The following is a 1,165-nucleotide window of genomic DNA, read 5'->3' on the forward strand; positions in this document are numbered from 1 at the left end:
GATCGCGATAGTCCGTCCAGGCGAAGCTTCGGCGGCCGCCGGCCTTGTGGTCCGCATGGACGATCGGCCGGTAGATCAGCCGTGAGCGGTCGCCTGTCTTGTAGCAGGCCAGGGCGGCGATGGAGATTCTGCGCTGGGAGCGCCCGCGGACGCGGACGATCGGGGTGTTGCCGCGGTGGGACCAGGTGCGGGCGGTGGGCGGCGTCATCGAGAAGCCGGCCTCGTCCTCGAAGACGAGGTAGGCGTCGAGAGCCGCCGCGGTGCTTCCGCGGATGGCCAGGTCTCCTTCACCCATCCGGCTATGGCTGCCTCGTCCCGCTCGATGGCGTGCTTCGCGGGGACCTGGTGGCTCCAGCCGTGGCGTCGCAGCATCTGCGAGATCCCCGAGAGCGTGAACGACTTGTGGAACCGCCGCCCGATGAGCGTCTTGATCCGGGCCAGGGTCCAGGTCTGGTCCGGCCAGCCGTGCGCCACGGCGCCCTTGGCCAGCTCGACTTCCAGCACGGCGAACAGCGTGTCGCTCAGCTTCGGCGTTGAGACCGGTCCAGCGGATCGCAGCCCCACGGCGCCGACGTCCTGCCAGGCCCGTCGCCACCGCTGCACCGAGCGCAGGCTCACCCGTAAGTCCTTGGCGACCTCCGCGTTGGAGGCACCTGCGGCGAACCGCTCGGCGGCCTCCATCCGGATCCGCTCACGAAACACCTGCCGTTCAGGCGTCAGCCCACCACCCTGCGGATACCTCATACAACCGACATACCGCGACGATCACGTTCCGTCAGCCCCCAACGACATCACGCCTCAAACATCAGTAACGCCATTCGGTCACCAGCCACTTTCCGTTGACCTTCGAAAGCAGCAGTTCGCTGACCTGGAGAGGGTTGTCGTCGAGGTTTATGTATCCGAGGCTGCTGTCCCTTGCGAAGAACCGGGACGCATAGGCGTCGGTCAACTTGCCTCGTTCCGCGCCACTCAGGGGGCGTACCAGCGCTTCGACGGCCTGCGGGCACGTCCCCTTGTGCTCGGCGGCAGCAAGTTTGGATTGCCCGGTCCGGGTCATGAGGGCGCAGGTGGCCAGGGCTTGCGCAAGTTCCCGGGATCGCCCAACTGGCGTGAGGATGCCGCGGGTTGGGGTGGATGACAGAGCGGACACGGGATCCGTGATCAT

2 protein-coding genes and 1 pseudogene are annotated in these 1,165 nt (G+C 67.0%); all 3 read right to left on the minus strand.

All coding sequences use genetic code 11. The features are described from left to right. Positions 1-208, minus strand: a pseudogene (locus ABZ910_RS36300) (IS630 family transposase); the annotation flags it as partial. Continuing rightward, the gene (locus ABZ910_RS36305; protein ID WP_361373703.1) at positions 205-744 is read right to left on the minus strand and encodes a winged helix-turn-helix domain-containing protein; all 540 of its coding nucleotides are present in this window, start codon (positions 742-744) and stop codon (positions 205-207) included. The gene ABZ910_RS36305 and the pseudogene ABZ910_RS36300, both read right to left, overlap by 4 nt. A gap of 61 nt (positions 745-805) precedes the next feature. Further along, positions 806-1,165 (minus strand): hypothetical protein (locus ABZ910_RS36310; RefSeq protein WP_361373705.1); only part of this gene is annotated, 360 nt, incomplete at its 5' end.

This window comes from Streptomyces sp. NPDC046805, assembly GCF_040645355.1.
Classification (GTDB): Bacteria; Actinomycetota; Actinomycetes; order Streptomycetales; family Streptomycetaceae; genus Streptomyces.